Genomic DNA, 13,781 nt, shown 5'->3' with positions numbered 1-13,781 from the left:
TACTCGTGTTGCTCTTCTTACTCACTACCTGGACTGCTTCCTCCGGGACCCATCCGTCCCAGTATCAGGCTGTCCAGCTCAGAGGGGGAACTTCAAACTGTGATGTGCCTGGCGGCAGTGCCTGTCGCAGCCGGGGCCAGAAGACCGCCGCGGTGTACCACATCCTGTGCTTCGTCCTGGTCCCCGCGTTCCGAGGAGGAACTGGAGATCTGCGTTCCGGCCGGCCGCGGCCGGCCGCGGTGTGGATGCGGTGTGGATGCCGGGGCCTGCCCTTGCCGTGGTTTTTGGGCTGCGTGCCGAGCGCCCGTCGTCATCGGGTACGCGAGGGCGCCGACAGCTCGCCAGGAGTCGGCGAGTCGGCTCGTGGCCCTTCGCCGGGCAAAGGGCCGCAAGATCTTGCAGAAGCAGATCAGCGCCCGCATCAAGGTGCGGCCCGGGCTGGAGAAGGTGCTCGCGCCGGCCCGCCGGTTCAAGCGCCGGTACCAAGGCTGGGCCCGTCCGGTGAACAAGGGTGCCCGGTGGCGTGCGGCGGGGCAGGGGTACCGCGCGCTTGTGCCTGGGTGCTGGACCGTTTCACCGGGAGGGCTGAACAGGGTGGGTGCCCGGTGGCGTGCGGCGGGGCAGCGGAGCCGCCAGGGCGGCCGGGGCGGCGGGGATGGCGGGGATGGCGGGGATGGCCGGGGCGGCCGGGACTGCACGGCATGGGGAGCGGGACCGCGGTGGGGGTGCGAGGGGGCGTGTTGTCGATGTGACGTGCCCTCTTCAGGGCCGGCTGCCTGCGGTGATTGCGCACGGTGACCCTCCCGGGTGCGTAAGCGGGACAGCGCTGGTTGGCTGCGATGTGTCCCACCCTCACCTCCCCAGGAGTGATGATGAGCGTTGCAGGCGAGTCCGCCAGTCGTGCGCAGCAGATGCAGGACAAGGTCCGTGAGCTGAACGAGCGTGCCGAGCAGACGAGCGATCCCAAGGAACGCCGCAGGCTGCACGACGAGGCCCGGCGTATGCAGGAGCAGTCCATGAAGGAGGGCGGACGCGGGGCCGAGGACAGGCCCGGACGTCGTGCCGGCAGCCGGAAGGACGAGTTCCCGCCCCGGTGACGCACCGTTCGCGTCCAGCGGTACCGATGGCCTCTCCCCGTACTGCGGGGGGAGGCCGTCCGCGCTGGGTGGAGGTGACGGGCAGCCGGCAAGAACGTGCTGTACCGGGGCCGCCGGGGCCGCCGGGGCCACGGGGGCCGCCGGTGGCAGGTGTCGGTGTTCGTAGGCACGTGCACGGCACGGTATGCGGCTGCGTGCTCATCGAGCGGGCGGTGGCGGTGTCCGTGTATCACGTGCCGGCCACGGGCACGTGCCCTCTTGCCTGGCACCGGGACAAAGTCCTGGCGCACCGGATCAATCACGACCACGGCGACGGCAGACTGAGCCCAGGGGGCGCAGGGCTTGCCGCGCTGTTCGGCGCCGCTGCCGGCTCTGTCACCACTGGTGGTGTAGCGGTCGTGAGCGGCCGGGCACAGCCACGGGCACAGCACGGTGGCGCCGTCAGTACCGCCGCGACGCATACGCCGGCTGCCTCAGCGCGCTTGACGACCGTGACATTGCCATGGACGCCATCCCCGGCGCGTTGCGACGATCTTGACCTGCCCGGCGTGAGCGTGTTGGGAGCGTAGCGATCGACGTGTGAGGGGATACGCCGCTTCATCGCCCTGGTACGGAAGTTCCACCGTGCTGCCGAGGTCGTGATCCTCGAAGGACCGGCTGTCCTCGCGGGGTTCGCCGCGCGCGTCACCCACGCCTGCGCAGACTTCTCCCATGGGTCATGCGGCGGGCGGCCGAGAACGCTCACGCGGGACAGAGCACACGCAATGCCGAGGACACCGCCCTTGCTGATGAACGGGACTGAATCCTGTGCCAAGCGGTCAAGGACTTTTGCCTCGCGGCCCGCAGCGTCATCGCAACACGAACCGACCCACGCCGGCCGGCATGGCGGTGGCGACTGCCAGAAGCGTCCGCCGCCTCCTGCCCGCCGGTCTTACATCGGTAAACTGCCCTGGCCGTGACGCCGTCGAGCAGAGTGGAGACCTGGGATGCCGGCACCCGACCCTTGGGTCTTCGAAGCTTTGCCCGGTGAGACCGGGACGGGTTCGCTACCGGTCCGCCAGGTGCTGTCCGACAGCGTCTATGAGGACATCAAGGCCATGGTGATGGACCACCAGATCGCCCCGGGCGCCCGCGTCGGCATCGAGGCCCTGGCTCGCATGCTCAAGGTCTCGCCCACTCCCGTGCGTGAGGCGCTGGCACGTCTGGAGGCCGACGGCCTGGTCGTCAAGCGCTCCCTGTCCGGCTACCGGGCCACCGAGCTGCTGACCCGGCAGGGGGTGGAGGAGCTGTTCGAGATGCGGCTGTTGCTGGAGCCGCGCGCCGCGGCGCTCGCTGCCGGGCATGCCGAGGAGGCACAACTTGACGCGATCGAGTCGATCCTGGAGGACATGCAGTCCCACCCCGGCGCTGCCGGCCCCTACGCGGCCTACCGCGACTTCGCCGCCCTCGACCAGCGCCTCCACGACGCCGTCGCCGAGGCCGCCCACCGGCCGCTGCTCGCGGAGGCCGTGGAGCGGCTCCACTCGCATCTGCACATCTTCCGGCTGAGCGGCCTCCAAGGCGCGCGCGAGCCGACGCTCGCAGAGCACGAGCGAGTGGTACGGGCGATACTGCGCCGCCGGGCCGATCGCGCCGCCGAGGCCATGTCCGACCACCTCACCCGCAGCCTGGAGCGCCAGCGCGGCCGGTTCGACGCAGCGTGACCGGCCGGCCGGTGCCTGCGCTCACCGCGAACGGTCGGCCTCGATCCGATGGGCGTGCCGGGCCGTGCCGGCCTGTGCTTTCTGCTGCTCGGTGGTGCTCAGAGCGGCCGTGAGTTCCCGGGAGGCCGCCACCATCTTGCTGTAGCTTGCGGTCACCGTGCTCACCGGCCGGCCGGTGCCTGCGCTCACCGCGAACGGTCGGCCTCGATCCGGTAGGCGTGCCGGGCCGTGCCGGCCTGTGCTTTCTGCTGCTCGGTGGTGCTCAGAGCGGCCGTGAGTTCCCGGGAGGCCGCCACCATCTTGCTGTAGCTTGCGGTCACCGTGCTCACCGGCCGGCCGGTGCCGCACATCAGCCGCCGTGGCCCGAACGCGTCGAGCACCGTGTCGGCGCAGGGCTGCAGCCCTTCGACCGCCCGGGCCGCCCAGTCGGCCTTGGTGAGGATGCCCGAGAGCTTGCACACCGTGTTCGGCAGGGTGGCCGGCTCACGGACGTACTGCGCCCACGGTTCCCGCTGCCCGGCGGTGGTCGGGGGCTTGCCCAGGTGGTCGAGGATGAACGTCAGATGCGGGACGGCGGCGGCTCGGGTCGCCGCCGGCAGCTGGTGCGGCAGGACGACGAGGTCGTACACGAGACCGGCCGCCGCGACGGCGTGCAGGCCGCGCAGCACCTGCGGCCGGGGCAGCGACTGGGGATCGTCCTGCGACTGGGCCTGGTGGCGGATGCCGTGCAGGAATGCGCCGCCGGGCAGCGGGCGCAGCCGGGCCAGTTCGTCACCGACACGGGGCGACGTCAGGTCGGTCCAGTCGACGACGGCGCCGATCGTCCGGCTGTCCGCAGCCTGGGCCAGGAACTTTGCAGTCTCCTCGGCGACGGTGGCCGTCTGCACGAGGACGGTCGCGCTCGCCCCCGCTGTCAGCGCCTTTGCTCGAACTTCGGCAGCAGGAACGACCTCCTGAGCAGAGCGAGTTCGTCTGCGCTGATTTATTTCTGGTCGCGCACCGGGAGGTCTCACGGGTGGTGGTGGGCGTCGACGACGGTCTTGGCCGGTTCCTTCCGGGCACCGGTACGCGGCCGGGCAGCAGGTCCTGGGCCCGCAGATCGTGCCATACGCCGGCCGGTACCGGCCGGTGGAACTGCTTGGCAGTGTCACGGATCTGGGCCGCCGAACGTGCCCGACGAGGACGGAGGCGACCGCCGGATGCCCGAAGGGGAAGTGCAGGGCAGCGGCCCGCAGCGGCAGCACGTGGGTCTCGACGACGTCCCGCATCCGAAGGGCGCGGCGCAGCAGGTCCTCGGGAGCGGTCGCGTCATCATGGGTGGTGTCCGGCGCGGGGGCGGCGAGCAGCTTGGAGTTGAACACGCCTGCGACGATCACGCTCGTGCCGGCGGCCGTCGTCGGTGTTGTCCTCGACCGTGCCCACGGCGCCGCTGCCGGCGTTGTTGACCGGGATGTCGTTGCCGCCGAGGCCGTCGGCGGTCGTGTCGGCCGCTGCGCGCAGCACGGTGTCGTGGGACACGTCGGCGGTGTACCCGTGCAGTGGCTTGTCCACCGCCGGTACGTCCGGGCCGAGTACGGCGACGTCGGCGCCCCGAGCGGCCTGCAGGTCCGCGGTGGCCCTGCCGATGCCGGGCGCGCCGCTGGTGATGACGGTCCCGGGGGCCGGACACATTGCTCATCGGGTCATCTCCTTCTCGGGTTTCTTGAGGTCGGCGGCCCAGCGGGAGCCGTCCGGGCAGCGGCGGTGGGCCGCGATCGGCTCCGGGCGCATCTGCGAGGAGAAGCCGGGGGGCAAAGGCTGGGCGCCGTCACGGGTGGGAGCCCGGCGACGGTTGCGGAGCACGGCCGCATTCTGCGGGCCGTGCTCCGCGGCAGCCCCGAGCGCGCGTCGCAGGCCATGAGCGAGCACCTGACGCTCAGCCTGCAGCGCCATCTCGGCCTAAACGACGACACGGCCGGAGCAGATGCCCTCCCACCCGCCGCGACCGGATAGACAGGCCGCGGCGAGCGGGAAGGCAGGGCCGCCACGTGGAAAATGATCCGCCGGGCGCCCGGACGGGGGCTGCGCCGCCGGGCCGGGCAGGTGAGCACGCTGTGGCAGGACGGGCGGTGAGAGGCCACGGCGGCCGGCACCCTCCGGCGGGAGGTGCCCGGCACGCCGGCGTCGCCATGGTTCTCCACACAGATACGGCCGGCCGTCGCAGCAGCCAGGACGGCGCAAAGCGGAGCACCGATGACGGGCCGTTCAGACCGGGCCGGACAGCGATGACGGGGGCCATTCAGTCCGGGCGGGCTGGAACTGGTTTCGGTGACGGTCGTTCAGGAAGAGGCCTTCTGTGTCCTCGATGACGGTCATTCAGGGCGGGGCGCCCGTTAAAGCCGTTCGGGGCGCCGGGGGTGATTGCGGTTGCCGGCGGCCCGTGATCCGGTGGCCTGCTGCCGACAGGGTGACCGGGCGTCAGCGAGTCGCCCGGAAAGCCTAATGGTGCACCAGGCGCGCTTGCTGTCAGACTTCTTGACGAAACATCAGGTAATCGATGGCGCGTGGAAAGCGCCGTGCGTACACCCGGTCGGCCCTGGGGGGCCGCATCTGCGGTATTTCCGATATGACAGCTCATGGGGTCGTCAGTACGTTCGTCTCAGTTCGGCTGCCCGGCCGACGGCGTCTCTGAGACAGGAAGAAGTGACATGACCACGCGTACCGTCGCCGTGGCCGCCGCCGCAGTAGGCGCAGCGGCCCTCGCTGCCACCGGCATCACCTATGCCTCGGCGACCGGGCCCGCCCAGGCCGCCCCGTTCGTCCAGCAGGCCGCTCCCGCGATGGCTCTTGCCGGTGGTGGCAGCGGCGGGAGAGATGAGGGGGACGAGGGCCGCGACCGCGACCGCGACCGCGACCGTGACTACGACTACGACGACGGCTACGGCTACGGCTACGGCTACGGGGGCGAGGGGCGGATCCACTTCAACGAGCGGACGTACTCCGCTCACACGGACGGCTGCATCACCGTGGTCAGCGGCCTGGGCTCGCGGAGCTTCAACGTCCGTAACGACAGCCGCAAGACCGTCGAGGTCTTTCGCGGGGCGACCTGCGACAACGGTTCCCCGATCGCGACCGTCGGCCCCTGGAGCACCACCACCGGTGTCACGCCCCGCTTCGTCCGTGGGGGCGTGTTCGTCCGCAACGGCGTCGTGGGCAGCTTCCGGGTCGTCGACAACTACCACGACAGGTGGTAACAGAGCCGCCTGCATCCCATGGAAACCCCGGCCCGTCGGAATCGGGCCGGGGTTTCCGGCATGCGGGGGACACATCGCGGCGGTGCCCGGTCCCTGGCGGCCGCACCACGTACGCGGCCCACGCCCGGTGCCCCATAACACCTGCTACGCCATACTAAGTGTTTGCCGAGCCCCCCGCGTGTCGCGCTAGGCGGACTCGGCCGGCCGCAGTCCTGCGAACCCGGTCCCAGGTGCCCGGTCGCCTGCCCGCCTCGTGTGGGGCCGCCCGCAAACACGCGCGCGGCCAAGATCGCGCAGAGCCTCCCGTACCAGGGGCAGGGCGGCGGGGCCGGCACACGGATCGCAGGGGCCGAAACCTGTGGTCCTGCTCCCGGCGCGGTGCGGGCACATCGGGGTTCGGGCGGGGCTGGGCCGTCAGGCGTACGGCGTGCGCGCTGTCGGCCGGCTCAGCTCTCGTCCTTCGGGGCCGGTGCCTGCGGCCCTGCCTTGGCACCGTAGGAGACCTGCCCAGCCGGGGCGCCGTGCGGCCGGCCCGGTGGCGCTGCCGGTGTCCTCCTCAGGGCTCGTGGCCGGCACCCCTGCCCGCTTGTCCTGGTTCCGGGATCACCTCCGCCGCGAACCACGGCACGGGTGCGGGCGGGTGCACCGCACTCGCCTCGCTGGTGTTCCCTGTTGTGGGGCCGGCGCCCGCGGCCGGGCTCAGGCCCGCGCGGGCGGGTGCCGCCACAAAAAGCCGCCCGCCGTGGCAGCCAGCAGCGTCACGCAGCCCGCGAACACCAGGCCTGCATTGCGCAGCCCCAGTGTCACCGCCAGCGCGCCGATCCCGATGACAGGCACCGAGATTCCCGCGTACGCGACGACGAAGAACGCCGAGATGGTGGCGCCCCTGTGGGTGTCCGGAGCCAGCGTGCTCACCACGGTCAGGCCCGCCCGGAAGGCCAGGCCCTGACCGATGCCGCCTGTCACGGCACCCACCAGGAGGACCGGCAACGACGCCAGCAGCAGCGACGCCCCCACCGCGAACAGGCCGGCCACCAGCACCAGGCAGCCGACGGGCAGGGCATGGCGCGTGCCGACGCGGCCCATCAGCAACTGCCCGCAGGCCGAGGCACAGAAGACGCAGAAGACGACGGCGCCGGACACGGCCAGGTTGTGCACGCCCAGTGTCTGGGTGAGGAAGGCCGGCGCGACCGCGGTGAACAGGCCCAGCAGAGAGAATCCGGCGAAGGCGGCGAGCGCGCAGGGCGCGAACACACCGCGTACCTCGGCCGGGACGACCATGCCCTGCGGCCGCAGCGGGGGCCTGTCCCTGCTGCGGTGCACAGTCTCGGGCAGCAGCGAGGTGACAGCCACCGCGGCCGCCAGGAGCGCCAGATGGGTCAAGAACGCAAGGTGCAGCGGCCACGGCGCGTACTGGGCCAGGGTCCCCGCGACCAGGGGGCCGAGTCCCAGGCCGCCCATGTTGGCCGCAGTCGCCGCGAATCCTGCGCGCTCACCGCGCCCGGCGGGTGCCAGTTCCAGTACGGCGGCCGTGCCCGTACCGCTGAGCAGTCCGGCGGAGAACCCCGACAGGACACGACCGGTGAACAGCAGCGGCAGCCCGCCCTCGAGCAGGAAGCACACCGCGCTCAGCGCGGCCAGCCCCAGCGCGCACAGCAGGACCGGGCGACGGCCGAGAACATCGGAGAAGCCGCCGGCCCGGAGCAGCGCGGCGATCACCCCGATGGCGTAGACGGCGAACACCACGGTGACGATCAGTTCGGAAAAACCGATCTGCTCACGGTAGAGCCCGTACAGCGGTGTCGGCAGGGTCGTGCCCATCATCCCGACCGCGAACACACCCGCCGCAGCCAGATATCCGGGCCTGACAGTGCCCTGCTGACGGCCCGTCTCCTGGTTGGTCACAACCCACCATAGGCATCGGGCCAGGCGCGCACAGGCGCCGGCTTCGCCGCAGACGGGCCGATGCACAAGCGCCACCAGCACGGCGGCGCCCACGCGCCCGCCGCTGCCACCGGCCCACCGGCCCCGCTCATCACCCTCGCCCGGCCAGGATCTTGCCCAACGGTTCCCCCGGCCCCCGAAGCCCACCGCCGCTCCGTGGGGGAGCGGGCGGCCATCAGGCAGCGCCGGCAGCCCACCGCCGGCACCGCCGAACGCGAGACACCGAAGGCCCGTGCGCAGACCCATACGTTCGGTACCACCCGGCCGCACGGCAGTCCCGACCCCATTCGGCCCCGTCTGCCGCGCGGCCGCACCGCAGCGGGAGGGATCGGGGGCAGCATGGAAACGGAAGCCCGCCCGGGAGCCCTTCGCACGTCGACCGGGCGGGCCGCCGTTGCGAGCCCGCCCGGTCGACGACGGCCACCGCACACGGCCATGGCGGTCCATCGGGTGGGCAAGGCAGCGCTGCCGGCCGGCCCGGGCAGCGCCGACGAGGCCGGCAGCCAGCCCGCCACCGCCCGCGCCGCCCCTGGGAGCACCGCCAGGGGCGGGGCAGGCCTGCAGCCGGACCCTGGATGTCAGGAGTTGCGCGGGGCTACCAGACCGGATTCGTAGGCGAGGACGACGAGTTGGGCGCGGTCGCGGGCGTGGAGCTTGTTCATGGCCCGGTTGATGTGGGTTTTCGCGGTCAGCGGGCTGATCACCATGTGATCGGCGATCTGATCGTTGGACAGGCCCCGGGCGACCAGAACGACGGCCTCGCGTTCACGGCTGGTCAGCTCGTCCAGCCCGGTGCCGCAACTGGCGGGGAGCGGCTGGGTGACGTACCGGTTGATCAGCTTGCGGGTGATCGACGGTGCGAGCAGGGCGTCACCGCGCGCGGCGACGCGGACGGCGTGCAGGAAGTCTTCCGGCACGATGTCCTTGACGAGAAATCCGGCAGCGCCGGCGCGCAGCGCGTCGACGACGTACTCGTCAAAGCCATAGTTGGTCAGGATGACGACGTGCACCGCGGCCAGGGCCGGGTCCGCGGCGATACGCCGGGTCGCCTCGATGCCGTTCACCACCGGCATCTGGATGTCGAGGAGCGCGACGTCGGGCAGATGCTCCCTGGCCAGCGCCAGGCCCTCCAACCCGTCGGCGGCCTCGGCCACCACCTCGATGTCGTCCTCGACATCGAGAAGCGCACGGAATCCGCTGCGAAGGAGCGGCTGGTCGTCGACCAGCAGGACACGGATCACGACGTTCGGGCCACGGGGAGTTCGGCCCGGACCGTGAAGCCGCTTTCGCCGCGTGGTCCGGCGCGCAGCCGGCCGCCGAGGGCGGTGACGCGTTCACGCATCCCGAGCAGCCCGACGCCGGGCACCGGGGCGGTGGCCGGCGTCGCCTTGCCGTCGTCATCGACCCATACGACCAAGGCATCGGGCCGGTAACCGATCCGGACCGACGCGGTAGCGGCACCGGCATGCCGGGCGACGTTGGTCAGCGACTCCTGAACGATCCGGTACGCGGTCCGGCCCACCGCGGCCGGCACGTCGTACCGCTGCCCTTCGACCGTCAGCGTCGCGTCCAGGCCGATGGTACGGGCCCGTTCCACCAGTTCCGGGACGTGGCCGAGCCCGTGCGGCGGGGTTGTGCCGTCGTCGCGCAGCGCCTCCAGGGTCGCGCGCAGTTCCCGGGTCGCCTCACGTCCGGCCTCCTGGATCGCGAGCAGGGCCTTGGGCACCTGCTCGCCGCGCCTGCGGGCCAGGTGGACGGCGACTTCGGCCTGCACCTTGATGACCGAGATCTGGTGGGTGAGCGAATCGTGCAACTCCCGCGCGATGTGCAGCCGCTCCTCATCAGCGCGACGCCGCGCGGTCTCCTCCCGGGTCCGCTCGGCTTCGTCCGCCCGCCGCTCGGCCTGCCGCAGCGCCTCCCCCGCGGCGCCGGCCGCGATCAGCCAGGCTATCTCCAGGGCGCCGCGGGCCTGCGCGAACGCCTCGCCCACGTTGTGCAGGCCCGACGCCAGGGCCGCCAGCGGGAGAGCGGCCAGCAGGAACACGCTCGCCACCACCGTGATGATGCGGTGACCCTCCCGCATGGCGGCGTACACCGCGAACAGGTACGCGACGGCGGGCACGTCGAAACCGGCCGCCTGGTAACCCACCGCGCACAGCGCGGTGACGGCCAGCACAAGAACCGGAGCCCGGCGGCGCGCGGCCAGCCCCAGGCCACCGGCCGCCAGCAACACGTAGCCGAGCAGGTCGACGTTCGTGGCGGAGCGCTCCCCGGACACCCCGGCGACCAGCAGCGCCGCCGCCACGCCGACGGCGATCGCCCCGTCTCTGACATCGGCCGGGACACCGAACCGTCCTGTGCTCATGCCCGAACCCTAACCGGACGCCGCTGCGGGCGAGTCCTGCTTGCGCACGAGCGGCCGGCTACCGCGCCCGTAGTACCTGCGCGGCGCCTGCGGCATCCGCGGTAGCCGGGTCCACCATCGGCGGCAGCACAAAGTGCCTGCGTCTGCGGGACGACAGGCGGCGGATGCGGCGGACATGATCAGGCGACGTTCAGCAGTGACAGGACAAGGAGCACCTCATGTCAGTCGGATCTGTGCTTGCCGCACCGGCGTCCGCGCACGTCTTGGTCCAGCAGGCCGCCGCCAGTTCTTACACCGTGACCTCCGAGCGGATCTGGGCCAGCACGGCCGCGGTGCTGGCGCTGATCGGCGTGGTCCTCGGCTGGCTGGCTCTGGCCCGCTCCACCGGCCGTATCCGCACCGGCAACGGGCGAGCCGCGGCCATCGTGGCCATGGCGGCGGGGCTGATCGCCGTGGTCAACGGCGGGCTGGTGGTGGTCACCGCCGACGGGGGTCCCGGCACCGGCAACGGAATGGTCGGTGGCTTCGTGGCCGTGGTGATCGGGCTGATCGGCGTGGTCCTCGGCCGGCGGGCTCTGGCCCGCTCCCACCGCACCGCCTGACCGGCTGACCGCAGCGCATACGAGCGCGCGTTCGGGTCTGCCCGAAGACCGACCAGATGCCGTCGAGTACCGGCGCGGCCGAAACTCCTGAACCCTTTTCGACTCGCTGACGGACGCTCACTGCCTCCCGAACCGGTGCACACCTGCCGTCCGTTCTCGGGTCAGGCACACATGTCCGTGACGACGACCACCAGGGTTCGGCGCGTCGTCACGCAGAGCTGTGGTGTTCAGCCGGCCCAGCCTGCGATGTTCGGGTACGACTCGCAGGAGCAGCGGGTGTTGCGGTCCCATTCTTCGCCGGTGACGCGTTTGTATGCGCGGTCCGGTGTGCAGAGCAGGCTCTGGGCCCAGACGTGGTTGGTGGCGTACGGGACAAAGGCCCTGAATGACGCTGTCGAATGCGGAACGGCCGGCGGCGACGACTGCACAGCAAGCTGTTCGGCGTCGGGGCCGGGCCCTGTTGGTCCGGAGTCTTCGATGAGCTGCCAGAAAGGGTCTTCGTTCCTATCGGTGAGCATGACCCAGGGGTCTGACGTTCTGGGCTCCTGGGCCACGCGTTGGCTGCCGCCGTGACCAGGACGCGCCCCCGGAGCAGGGGGAGACCGGCTCGTCCGAACATCCGGCGGTCCACAGAAGGTGAGCCGGAGCCGTTGCACGTGAACAGAGCCGGCCGGCCGAGGTCCCGCACCAGGCCGCGTACGCGTGTGACCCGCCGCGCGTACGGCCTTGACGAAGAGACCGCGGGAGCCCCCTGCGATTCCCCCGCGACACGAGCCGGGCACGGGTCGGTGCGCCAAGTCGACGTGCAGGCCGGCGCGCACCCGCACCCGACGCGGTGGGTGAAGCCGAAGCCGCCCCCTCTGCTCGCACCCAGCCACCGTGAAAATCCCGTGGATCCGGGCTCGCCGCCCATGACAAGCTGACGCGTACCGAAGGGGTGTAGCTCAGATGGCCAGAGCGCCGGTCTCCAAAACCGGATGCCGCAGGTTCGACTCCTGCCACCCCTGCAACCGCTCACGGCTCCCAGGTTCTTGGGCCTGCGCCACCGTCCGGGACCACCGGCGCGGTGACCTCCTGGCCAAGATGACCGTGCGCATCAGATACGGGACCGTTCCGGGGCCGGGATCCTGACCCACGAACTCCTCCACGGGCACCGGCAACCAGGAGAGCGGCCCCGGGTTTTGTCGCACCGACAGGCCTGCGGGGGACCGGGCCACGGCGCCTTCTGGCCTGCCCGGGCCGGGGGCGGGCGCCGTCGTGCACGCCGTCGAAGAACACATGCATGTCACGCCGGTGCCGCCTCGGTGGTCAGCTCAGGGCCGCAGCCAGAGCGCCGGCCGTCTTGGCGACCAGTGGGTCGTCGGCGGGGGCGTCCCGGCTGGGCTTGGTGGTCATGACGGCCAGAACCACCGGCGGGCGGCCGGGGGGCCAGGCGATGCCGGCGTCGTTGTTGCCGCCGTAGCTGCCGCCGCCGGTCTTGTCGGCGAGGGTCCAGCCGGCGGGAAGCCCGGCGCGGAAGCGTTCGCCGCTGGTGGTGTTGGCGAGCAGCCAGCTGGTGAGCAGCCGGCGGTCGCGGGGGACGAGCGCGTCGCCCAGGACGAGGCGGGCATAGGTCCGCCCGATCGCGCGAGGTGTCGTGGTGTCCGTCTCGCGCCATGGCTCCGCCGAGTTCAGCTCGGGCTCCCACCGGTCGAGACGGGTGACCGGGTCGCCGATGGAGCGGCACATGCGCGTGAGGGCGGCGGGGCCGCCCAGTTCCCGGAGCAGGAGGTTGGCCGCGGTGTTGTCGCTGTGCGTGATGGAGTACCTGCACAGGTCGGCGACCGTCATCCCGCGGGAGAGGTTCTCGGACCTGCCGGTGACCGGCGAGTGGCCGCAGGCCTGCACGTACGGCGCGGTGTAGCGGATACGGCGGGCCAGGAACTCGCCGCCGCGGTCCAGATCGCGAAGGACCGCAGCCGCGCCGATGGCCTTGAACACAGAGCACATCGGGAAGCGCTCGTCCGCCCGGTACACCACCGTGCGGCCCGTGGCGGTGTCATGGGCGTACGCGCCGAGCCGGGCGCAGTGCTCCCGCTCCAGGGCGCGTAACTGCCCGGTGACCCGGTCCGCCGCGCCGGGCGCGGCTGAGGCGGCCTGCGCGCAGGGCGGCGGGGACACAGCGGCCGGGGCGGCTGCGCCCCCTGCGGCCAGGGCGGCCCCGGCGGCCAGGACCGTCCGGCGGGTCGCACGGGCTTTGATGGATCGCACAGTCATGTGCCTTCCTTCGTAGGGCAGGACGTCTGCATGACATCAGCTCCCGCCCGGCCGGTCGCCATGACCGCAACGACCACTGCCCGGGTGCCGCCGGCCGTCAACTCCTGCACGCCGTGCGGCCCGGCATCGTCACCCGCTGCGACCGGGGCAGCTGAACAACGGCGAAGCCGGCCTCCGCGGTTGCCGGGGCCGGCTGGTGTGGTGGTGTGTCAGGTGGTCTCGGTGAGCGCCTTGCGACGGGGCGGCAGTGCGCGTGCGGTCACGGCGAAGGCCACGGCGGTGAACGCGGCGGCGGTCAGGACGGCTGCGCGGGCGCCGGGTACCAGTTGGCAGGAGCCGCCGGTGGCTGCGGGAACGCTGCCACCAGCAGGCCGGTCACGCACGCTGCCCGTGCAGTGGTCCGCCCGGCCGGCCCGCTTCGAGGGCTGACCGCCCAGGGCTGACGGAGCAACCTGGGGGCGGGCCCGCAAGGCCGGGCCCGGGGCGTGTTCTGGCCGGGTTCGGCCGTATCACCGGCACGTGCGGTCAGTAGGCCGAGTTGACGTGGTCGATGGAGCCGTAGCGGTGGGCGGCGTAGTTGG

12 protein-coding genes, 1 tRNA gene and 1 pseudogene are annotated in these 13,781 nt (G+C 72.0%); 6 read left to right on the top strand and 8 right to left on the bottom strand.

What is annotated here, in order from left to right; genetic code table 11:
• Positions 1-869 precede the first annotated feature (869 nt).
• Both AB0N06_RS35410 and AB0N06_RS35405 read left to right on the top strand, forming a co-directional pair.
• Positions 870-1,097, top strand: coding sequence for a DUF6381 family protein (locus tag AB0N06_RS35410; RefSeq protein WP_366138801.1), 228 nt, complete (start codon positions 870-872; stop codon positions 1,095-1,097).
• A 986-nt stretch (positions 1,098-2,083) separates the two neighbouring features.
• Positions 2,084-2,800 (top strand): GntR family transcriptional regulator, encoded by a 717-nt coding sequence (locus AB0N06_RS35405; protein WP_366138800.1) that lies wholly within the window; start codon positions 2,084-2,086, stop codon positions 2,798-2,800.
• Between the two features lie 21 nt (positions 2,801-2,821).
• Here the strand turns inward: AB0N06_RS35405 and AB0N06_RS35400 are convergent, their stop codons facing one another.
• Genes AB0N06_RS35400 through AB0N06_RS35390 form a run of 3 tightly spaced genes read right to left on the bottom strand, consistent with a single transcriptional unit; the run spans position 2,822 to position 4,471 of the window.
• On the bottom strand, positions 2,822-2,956 hold the full coding sequence (locus AB0N06_RS35400) for a hypothetical protein (protein WP_366138799.1): 135 nt from the start codon (positions 2,954-2,956) through the stop codon (positions 2,822-2,824).
• A gap of 29 nt (positions 2,957-2,985) precedes the next feature.
• Positions 2,986-4,068, bottom strand: coding sequence for an amidohydrolase family protein (locus AB0N06_RS35395; RefSeq protein WP_366138802.1), 1,083 nt, complete (start codon positions 4,066-4,068; stop codon positions 2,986-2,988).
• Positions 4,069-4,111: 43 nt separating this feature from the next.
• Entirely contained in the window at positions 4,112-4,471 is a 360-nt protein-coding gene (locus AB0N06_RS35390; protein WP_366138798.1) for an SDR family NAD(P)-dependent oxidoreductase, read from the bottom strand.
• Between the two features lie 123 nt (positions 4,472-4,594).
• Between AB0N06_RS35390 and AB0N06_RS35385 the strand changes: the two are divergent.
• Together AB0N06_RS35385 and AB0N06_RS35380 are read left to right on the top strand one after the other, a co-directional pair.
• Positions 4,595-4,792 (top strand): annotated as a pseudogene (locus AB0N06_RS35385) (FCD domain-containing protein); the annotation flags it as partial.
• A 695-nt stretch (positions 4,793-5,487) separates the two neighbouring features.
• Positions 5,488-6,033: a hypothetical protein gene (locus AB0N06_RS35380; protein WP_366138797.1), complete on the top strand. Its 546-nt coding sequence runs from the start codon at positions 5,488-5,490 to the stop codon at positions 6,031-6,033.
• Between the two features lie 699 nt (positions 6,034-6,732).
• On the opposite strand, the gene AB0N06_RS35375 is transcribed toward AB0N06_RS35380, so the two are convergent.
• The 3 genes from AB0N06_RS35375 to AB0N06_RS35365 form a co-directional block, all read right to left on the bottom strand.
• Positions 6,733-7,938, bottom strand: coding sequence for an MFS transporter (locus tag AB0N06_RS35375; protein ID WP_366138796.1), 1,206 nt, complete (start codon positions 7,936-7,938; stop codon positions 6,733-6,735).
• Between the two features lie 617 nt (positions 7,939-8,555).
• Positions 8,556-9,218 carry a response regulator transcription factor gene (locus AB0N06_RS35370; protein ID WP_366138795.1) on the bottom strand — a complete coding sequence of 221 codons (663 nt, stop codon included), beginning with the start codon at positions 9,216-9,218 and terminating at the stop codon, positions 8,556-8,558.
• Positions 9,215-10,342 (bottom strand): histidine kinase, encoded by a 1,128-nt coding sequence (locus AB0N06_RS35365; RefSeq protein WP_366138794.1) that lies wholly within the window; start codon positions 10,340-10,342, stop codon positions 9,215-9,217. Before AB0N06_RS35365 ends, AB0N06_RS35370 begins: the two co-directional genes overlap by 4 nt.
• A gap of 218 nt (positions 10,343-10,560) precedes the next feature.
• Here AB0N06_RS35365 and AB0N06_RS35360 point away from each other — a divergent pair, with 218 nt between their 5' ends.
• Together AB0N06_RS35360 and AB0N06_RS35355 are read left to right on the top strand one after the other, a co-directional pair.
• A complete protein-coding gene (locus AB0N06_RS35360) occupies positions 10,561-10,944 on the top strand; it encodes a DUF6223 family protein (RefSeq protein ID WP_366138793.1) in 384 nt (127 codons plus the stop codon).
• Between the two features lie 933 nt (positions 10,945-11,877).
• Positions 11,878-11,951, top strand: a tRNA-Trp gene (locus AB0N06_RS35355).
• 301 nt (positions 11,952-12,252) lie between these two features.
• Here the strand turns inward: AB0N06_RS35355 and bla are convergent.
• Positions 12,253-13,200, bottom strand: coding sequence for a class A beta-lactamase (bla, locus tag AB0N06_RS35350; RefSeq protein WP_366138792.1), 948 nt, complete (start codon positions 13,198-13,200; stop codon positions 12,253-12,255).
• 209 nt (positions 13,201-13,409) lie between these two features.
• Positions 13,410-13,583, bottom strand: a complete 174-nt coding sequence (locus AB0N06_RS35345; RefSeq protein ID WP_366138791.1) for a hypothetical protein — start codon at positions 13,581-13,583, stop codon at positions 13,410-13,412.
• Positions 13,584-13,781 lie beyond the last annotated feature (198 nt).

Source organism: Streptomyces sp. NPDC051020 (assembly GCF_040683105.1).
Classification (GTDB): Bacteria; Actinomycetota; Actinomycetes; order Streptomycetales; family Streptomycetaceae; genus Streptomyces.
This window is presented reverse-complemented; position numbering and strand designations above follow the sequence as displayed.

What these genes read in the sequence shown, in the direction of transcription:
- AB0N06_RS35360 (WP_366138793.1), top strand. Translation starts at nt 10,561, where the DNA reads ATGTCAGTCGGATCTGTGCTTGCCGCACCGGCGTCCGCGCACGTCTTG.
- bla (WP_366138792.1), bottom strand. Translation starts at nt 13,200, where the DNA reads ATGACTGTGCGATCCATCAAAGCCCGTGCGACCCGCCGGACGGTCCTG.
- AB0N06_RS35395 (WP_366138802.1), bottom strand. Translation starts at nt 4,068, where the DNA reads ATGCGGGACGTCGTCGAGACCCACGTGCTGCCGCTGCGGGCCGCTGCC.
- AB0N06_RS35405 (WP_366138800.1), top strand. Translation starts at nt 2,084, where the DNA reads ATGCCGGCACCCGACCCTTGGGTCTTCGAAGCTTTGCCCGGTGAGACC.
- AB0N06_RS35390 (WP_366138798.1), bottom strand. Translation starts at nt 4,471, where the DNA reads ATGTGTCCGGCCCCCGGGACCGTCATCACCAGCGGCGCGCCCGGCATC.
- AB0N06_RS35380 (WP_366138797.1), top strand. Translation starts at nt 5,488, where the DNA reads ATGACCACGCGTACCGTCGCCGTGGCCGCCGCCGCAGTAGGCGCAGCG.
- AB0N06_RS35410 (WP_366138801.1), top strand. Translation starts at nt 870, where the DNA reads ATGATGAGCGTTGCAGGCGAGTCCGCCAGTCGTGCGCAGCAGATGCAG.
- AB0N06_RS35365 (WP_366138794.1), bottom strand. Translation starts at nt 10,342, where the DNA reads ATGAGCACAGGACGGTTCGGTGTCCCGGCCGATGTCAGAGACGGGGCG.